The 6,117-nt window shown below is 64.0% G+C and carries 8 protein-coding genes; 5 read left to right on the plus strand and 3 right to left on the minus strand.

Going from position 1 to position 6,117, the window contains the following annotated elements:
- A partial coding sequence (locus EOD15_RS26520) for an ATP-binding protein (protein WP_127408983.1) occupies positions 1–924 on the plus strand: 924 nt, incomplete at its 5' end.
- Positions 925–1,144: 220 nt separating this feature from the next.
- Entirely contained in the window at positions 1,145–2,167 is a 1,023-nt protein-coding gene (locus tag EOD15_RS26525; protein WP_127321250.1) for a glycosyltransferase family 1 protein, read from the plus strand.
- Here the strand turns inward: EOD15_RS26525 and EOD15_RS26530 are convergent.
- From EOD15_RS26530 to EOD15_RS26540, 3 genes are all read right to left on the minus strand, one after another.
- On the minus strand, positions 2,164–2,523 hold the full coding sequence (locus EOD15_RS26530) for a tRNA-binding protein (RefSeq protein ID WP_127261686.1): 360 nt from the start codon (positions 2,521–2,523) through the stop codon (positions 2,164–2,166). The genes EOD15_RS26525 and EOD15_RS26530 overlap by 4 nt on opposite strands.
- A gap of 27 nt (positions 2,524–2,550) precedes the next feature.
- Positions 2,551–3,051: a YbjN domain-containing protein gene (locus EOD15_RS26535; RefSeq protein ID WP_013893499.1), complete on the minus strand. Its 501-nt coding sequence runs from the start codon at positions 3,049–3,051 to the stop codon at positions 2,551–2,553.
- Positions 3,052–3,397: 346 nt separating this feature from the next.
- Positions 3,398–3,700 (minus strand): accessory factor UbiK family protein, encoded by a 303-nt coding sequence (locus EOD15_RS26540; RefSeq protein WP_013530008.1) that lies wholly within the window; start codon positions 3,698–3,700, stop codon positions 3,398–3,400.
- Positions 3,701–3,868: 168 nt separating this feature from the next.
- Here EOD15_RS26540 and lgt point away from each other — a divergent pair, with 168 nt between their 5' ends.
- The 3 genes from lgt to EOD15_RS26555 form a co-directional block, all read left to right on the plus strand.
- Positions 3,869–4,723 (plus strand): prolipoprotein diacylglyceryl transferase, encoded by an 855-nt coding sequence (gene lgt / locus EOD15_RS26545; RefSeq protein ID WP_127321249.1) that lies wholly within the window; start codon positions 3,869–3,871, stop codon positions 4,721–4,723.
- Complete coding sequence (locus tag EOD15_RS26550) at positions 4,720–5,808, plus strand: class I SAM-dependent methyltransferase (protein WP_127321248.1); 1,089 nt, start codon at positions 4,720–4,722, stop codon at positions 5,806–5,808. Before lgt ends, EOD15_RS26550 begins: the two co-directional genes overlap by 4 nt.
- A gap of 107 nt (positions 5,809–5,915) precedes the next feature.
- On the plus strand, positions 5,916–6,117 hold a 202-nt coding region (locus EOD15_RS26555; protein ID WP_185929085.1), incomplete at its 3' end, for a laccase domain-containing protein.

Here is a 6,117-nt window from a genome sequence, read left to right on the forward strand (position 1 = left end):
GTCGAGGTGCGCGTGCAGCTCGAGGGCAAGGTGCTGCGCGTCTTCGTGCGCCGCAGCCAGGCCTATGCCTCCAACACCCACATCTTCCTTATCTGGATGGTCGGCACCTCGCTGGTGCTCCTGATGATCGCCATTCCCTTCCTGCGCAACCAGATCCGGCCGATCCTGATGCTTGCCGAAGCCGCCGAAAGTTTCGGCAAGGGCCGGCCGATGCCGCGTGACTTCCGGCCGCGCGGCGCCGAGGAGGTTCGCCGCGCCGGCTTTGCCTTCATGCAGATGCGCGAACGCATCGAGCGCCAGATCGAGCAGCGCACCGCCATGCTGACCGGCGTCAGTCATGACCTGCGAACCATCCTCACCCGCTTCAAGCTGCAGTTGGCGCTTTCCGGCGGCAAGGCCGAGACCAAGGCCGCGCTCGACCAGGACATCGACGACATGCAGTCGATGCTCGAAGGCTATCTCGCCTTTGCCCGTGGCGAGGCTTCGGAAGACGCCGGACGGTTCGATCTCGAGGCCTATTTCGAAAAGCTCGGCGAGGAAGCTAGGCTGCGCAAGCGCAAGCTGTCGACGACGCTTGCCGGAGACCCCGATGTGCATGTGCGGCCGAACGCCTTTGCCCGATTGATGTCCAACGTCATCGGCAACGCCTTCCGCTATGCCAAGACGGTGGAGGTCAACGCCACCCATGGCCGCGGCTCGCTGCTGGTCACCATCGACGACGATGGTCCGGGCATCCCCGCCGACCGACGCGAAGACGTGTTCAAACCCTTCGTGCGGCTCGACGAGGCCCGCAACCTCGATGCCAGCGGCACCGGGCTCGGCCTGTCGATCGCCCGCGACATCGCCCGTTCCCATGGCGGCGACATCACCCTTGAAGACAGCCCGCTCGGCGGACTGCGCGCTATCATCAAGGTTCCCGCATAACCGGCGCGATACCGAAAAGTGGAAACCGGCTTCATCCGCCCGTCATGAAACCATGATCAAGAACGCGCATGAAGCGCGCGACCTCAATTGATTCGGCCTTGCCGCCTCACTTCGACCCCGTGCCCGTCCGGGTGCGCTGGAGCGAAGCGAGAGCAGCGGGCTGGTCGCCGTTCCGGCATCGTCTCAAGGCAACCGTCGACCTTTCCTGCAAAGGGCCGCCATGCGCATATTGATGGTCACCGATGCCTGGCGGCCGCAGGTTAACGGCGTTGTCCACACGCTGGAGCGGCTCACCGAGACGCTGAAATCTTTCGATGTCGCCGTGGATTTCCTGACGCCGAACATCTTTCGCACCCTGCCCTTGCCGACATATCCCGACATCAGGCTGGCGCTGACCACGCCCGGCCATGTCGCGCGCCTGATCGACGCAGGCAAGGCCGACCACATCCACATCGTCACCGAAGGACCGCTCGGCATCATGGCGCGGCGCTATTGCCGCAATGCCGGCCGGCCGTTCACCACCAGCTATCACACGCGCTTCCCCGAATATCTCAGCGCACGGCTGCCGGTGCCGGAAAGCTGGGCCTATCGCTGGCTGCGCGATTTCCACAATTCCGGCCAAGGCACGCTGGTCGCCACCCAGTCGCTCGCAGACGACCTCTCGGCGCGCGGCTTCACCAAGCTGCGGCCGTGGACGCGCGGCGTCGACACCGACCATTTCCGGCCCGACAAGAAGAAGAATCTCGGCTTTCCCGGCCCTGTCTTCCTCTGCGTCGGCCGGGTCGCCATCGAAAAGAACCTCTCCGCCTTCCTCGACCTCGACCTGCCGGGCAGCAAGGTGATCGTCGGCGAAGGCCCTGAGCTTGCCAGGCTGAAGGCAAAATATCCGCAAGCGCATTTCCTCGGCCATCGCCCCAACGACGAACTGGCCGAGATCTATGCCTCGGCCGATGTCTTCGTCTTCCCGAGCCGCACCGACACGTTCGGCAACGTCATCATCGAGGCATTGGCCAGCGGCACGCCGGTTGCCGCCTATCCGGTGACCGGGCCGATCGACATTGTCGGCGACGGCTTTGGCGGCGCGGTCTCCAACGATCTGCGCGAGGCCTCGCTTGCCGCGCTCAATGTAGACCGTGCCGAAGCACGCGAACGCGCCATGCGCTACAGCTGGAAGGCTTGTGCAGAGATGTTCCTCGACACGGTCGAGGAAGCGCTGGGAACGGCGCGCAAGCTGGCGGCCTAAAACAACCGCCCGCCATCCGGCACCTTGCGCTCGATCGCGCCGAGCACCACCGCGCCCTCTTCGTCGGGAAAGCCGAGAGTGAGCACTTCCGACATGAATGGACCGATCTGGCGCGGCGGGAAATTGACCACCGCGAACACCTGTCGGCCGATCAGCGTCTCCGGTGTATAATATTTGGTGATCTGCGCCGACGATTTCTTGATGCCGATGCCGGCGCCGAAATCGATCTTCAGCTTGAATGCGGGCTTGCGCGCCTCGGGAAACGGCTCGGCCTCGACGATCGTGCCGGCGCGGATGTCGACACGATCGAAATCGGCAAAACTGATCTCGGGCTTGCGCTCGCTGTTCGAACTCATCTTGGTTCTTGTCTGCCTTGCGGGGACTCAGGCGTTGCCGTAGGTCTCGAACAGCACGCCGGCCAGGGCGTCCTTGGCCGAGGTTCCCGACCAGACGACGAACTGGAACGCCTGGAAATAGCATTCGCAGGCTTCCAGCGCCGACGACAGCAACACCTCGACCTGCTGGCTCGACGGCTCGACCCCGCCGGCCAGCAGCAGCGACTGGCGGAACATGATCGCGCCCTCCTGCTCCCAGAGGTCGAAATGGCCAAACAGCATCTGCTCGTTGATCAGCGACAAGAGCCGCATCACTTCCAGCGCGCGGGTCTCCGGCACCTTGATGTCGAAGGCGCAGGCAAGGTGCAGCGCCTCGAAATCCTCCATCCACGAGAAGGAGACGTGATAGTCGGTCCAGCTTCCGGCAACCGAGATCGAAATCTCGTCGTCGCCGGCCCGCTCAAAGGACCAGTCGTTGTTGTGGGCCACCTGCTCGATAACGTCCACCGGATGGATTTCGCGGGAGAATTCGAGTTCGAGAAGTTCCATGGAATGCTTCCTGTCGTTCTGTACGAGCGCCGCCACACGCTCCGCGGGAGGGCACACACAACGAACAATCTTGTCTAGAACTCGGACGGCCAAGACTTTCTTCGCGCAAAAGACTACCTTCTCGACGCAAAGACCCCAGACCGGACCCCACCGCCCGGTCGCATGACCCTGCTCCGAATCATGCAACAAATTCAGTCTATTGATCGGGAGTCGCGTGAACAGCCCAATTTTTCGCACTGCGTCATTCGCATGTGGAAAGCCGCTGTCACAAAGATTCATGCAATGCCGTTAAGCGATTCACGGCAAAGCGCTTTTCAGGATCGGGCTATGTGGAAAAGTTTAACGATTATTTTTTTGTGCGCGGCTTGGCCGCCGTCGCTGGTGTGGCGTCGCCGGCCAGTTCGGCAAGCTTCGCCTCGAGCGCCTCGATGCGGGCGGCAAGGCGAGTGTTTTCTTCCCGCGCCTTGGCGGCCATCTCGCGCGCGGCTTCGAACTCTTCGCGCTGCACCACGTCCATGGTGTTGAGAATGCGTTCGGCCTGCCCCTTGAAGGCCGTCTCCACCTCCCGGCGCACGCCTTGGGCGGCGCCGGCGGCATCGGTCATCAGCTTGGCGAATTCATCGAGAATGCGGTTCGGTCCGGTCGACATGGCAAATCCTCGCGCTTGCACAAATTGACGTAGTGGCGCTGCGCGTCGAATGCAAGCATGTTGCGCCGCGCTGCGGCATCAAGTCGAGGGCGCCCACCTTGCCTTGACCCTGCCAAAACCCTGCCGCATGGTCCGCGCGCAAACGCGTTTCGCAATGAGAGTTCCCCGTTGAACGAATATTTCCTGCTGCCGCTGGCCTCCTTGCCCTTCCCCAACATCAACCCGATCCTCATCCAGATCGGGCCGCTGGCGGTGCACTGGTATGGCGTCGGCTATATCGTCGGTATCCTGTTCGCCTGGTGGTATGCCAAGCGGCTTGCCAGCAATGCCAGGCTGTGGCCGAACGGCGTCCTGCCGATGAAGCCGGAGGATCTCGACGACTTCATCGTCTGGGCGGCCATCGGCGTCGTGCTCGGCGGCCGCACCGGCTATGTGCTGTTCTATGATCTGCCACGGTACATCGCCCACCCGCTCGATAGCTTGGCGGTCTGGCAAGGCGGTATGTCGTTCCATGGCGGCCTGCTTGGCGTCATCCTCGCCATGACGCTGTTTTCCATCAAGCGCGGCATCCGCACCTGGTCGCTGTTTGACGTCGTGGCGGCCGGCGTGCCGGTCGGCCTTGGGCTGGTGCGCGTCGCCAACTTCATCAACTCCGAGCTGTGGGGGCGCCCAACCGACGTGCCCTGGGCTTTCGAATTCCCCAATGGCGGGCCGTTTACCCGTCACCCGAGCCAGCTCTACGAGGCGCTTCTGGAGGGCGTGGTGCTGTTCCTCGTGCTGCGCATCCTCACCCATTCGCGCCTCAAGCTGAAGACGCCGCGCTTCGTCGGCGGCGCCTTCATCTGCGGATACGGCCTGTCGCGCATTTTTGTCGAGTTCTTCCGCGAGCCCGACCAGCAGCTCGGCTATCTCCTCGGCACCAACTGGCTGACCATGGGCATGATCCTGTCGACGCCGATGGTACTGGCCGGCATCTGGGCGATGCTGACCGCCAAGCCGGTGACGCAGCCGCAGCCGGCATGACACGGCTGAAGACCCGCATCGTCGACCTGATCGAGGCACTGGGGCCGATACCGATCAACGAATACATGGCGCTGTGCCTGTTCGACCCGGCGGACGGCTATTACACGACGCGCGAGCCTTTTGGTGCGGCCGGAGACTTCATCACCGCGCCGGAGATCAGCCAGATGTTCGGCGAATTGGTCGCCGTGTGGATGTACCAGGCGTGGCAGGCGAGCGGCCGGCCGCTGCCGGCCACCATCGCCGAGATCGGCCCCGGCCGCGGCACGCTGATGAAGGACATGCTGCGTACGCTGTCGCGGCTCGATCCTGATCTGGCCAGCGGCGCCACCTTCGCCATGATCGAGACCAGCCCGCGCCTGACCGAGGTGCAAAAGCAGACGCTTGGCGCCACACCCTTCGCGGTTGGCTGGCATAAAACCATCGAGACCTTGCCGCAGCAACCGATGTTCATCGTCGGCAATGAACTGTTCGACGCCGTGCCCATCCGCCAGTACGTCCGCGCGGGCGCCGGCTGGCGCGAGCGCATGGTCGGCCTCGACGAGACCAACGACCTTTGCTTCTTCGCCGGCGCCGGCTCGGTCGACCCGACGCTGCTGCCCGCCGATGCCACCCAAGCGCCGCAAGGTTCGATCGCCGAAGTGGCGCCTGCCCGCACCGCGCTCATGGCAACGATCGCCGAGCGCATATCCAGGCATGGCGGCGCTGGCCTGTTTCTCGACTATGGCCATCTCCAGCCGGGTGTCGGGGACACGCTGCAGGCCTTGCGCAGCCACGATCACGAAGATGTGCTGGCTAATCCCGGTGAGGCCGACCTCACCTCCCATGTCGATTTCGCCGCCCTGGCCGCGATCGTGCGTGCACATGGCCTCGAGGCCCATCTGACGACACAGGGCGACTTCCTGCTCGGCATGGGCATCCTCGAGCGCGCCGGCCGGCTTGGCGCCGATGCCGGCCAGGCGGCGCGCGAAAGGATCGCCGGCGACGTCGAGCGCCTCGCGGGGCCGCAAGCCATGGGCGAGTTGTTCAAGGTGCTTGCGGTACTGCCTCGCGGTGTGGCGGTTCGGCCCTTCGCCGGGGCGGATTGACTTTTTACCGCCGCCCCTCCCAATCTCCCGTCCGCGCTTTGCAGCGCCTGTTCTCGACCAAGCACCTTCTTATTGACGAAACCGCCCACACGGACAACAACGCCCGCATGCTGAATCAGACCAAACCGGATCCCGTTCGGTCGCCGCTGCTGGACAAGGCGCAGGCACAAGGCATCCGCCACGGCTATTTCACCCGCATCGGCGGTGTCTCCGGCGGCATCTACCAGGGCCTCAACATCGGCACCGGATCGAATGACGACCAGGCGCTGGTCGCAGAGAACCGCGGCCGCGTCGCCGCCTGGATGGGCT

This window comes from Mesorhizobium sp. M7A.T.Ca.US.000.02.2.1, from assembly GCF_003996995.1.
In the GTDB taxonomy this organism is placed as follows: Bacteria; Pseudomonadota; Alphaproteobacteria; order Rhizobiales; family Rhizobiaceae; genus Mesorhizobium.

Coding starts and splice junctions, on each gene's coding strand:
- EOD15_RS26525 (WP_127321250.1), top strand. CDS start 1,145: ATGCGCATATTGATGGTCACCGATGCCTGGCGGCCGCAGGTTAACGGC.
- EOD15_RS26550 (WP_127321248.1), top strand. CDS start 4,720: ATGACACGGCTGAAGACCCGCATCGTCGACCTGATCGAGGCACTGGGG.
- EOD15_RS26535 (WP_013893499.1), bottom strand. CDS start 3,051: ATGGAACTTCTCGAACTCGAATTCTCCCGCGAAATCCATCCGGTGGAC.
- EOD15_RS26530 (WP_127261686.1), bottom strand. CDS start 2,523: ATGAGTTCGAACAGCGAGCGCAAGCCCGAGATCAGTTTTGCCGATTTC.
- EOD15_RS26540 (WP_013530008.1), bottom strand. CDS start 3,700: ATGTCGACCGGACCGAACCGCATTCTCGATGAATTCGCCAAGCTGATG.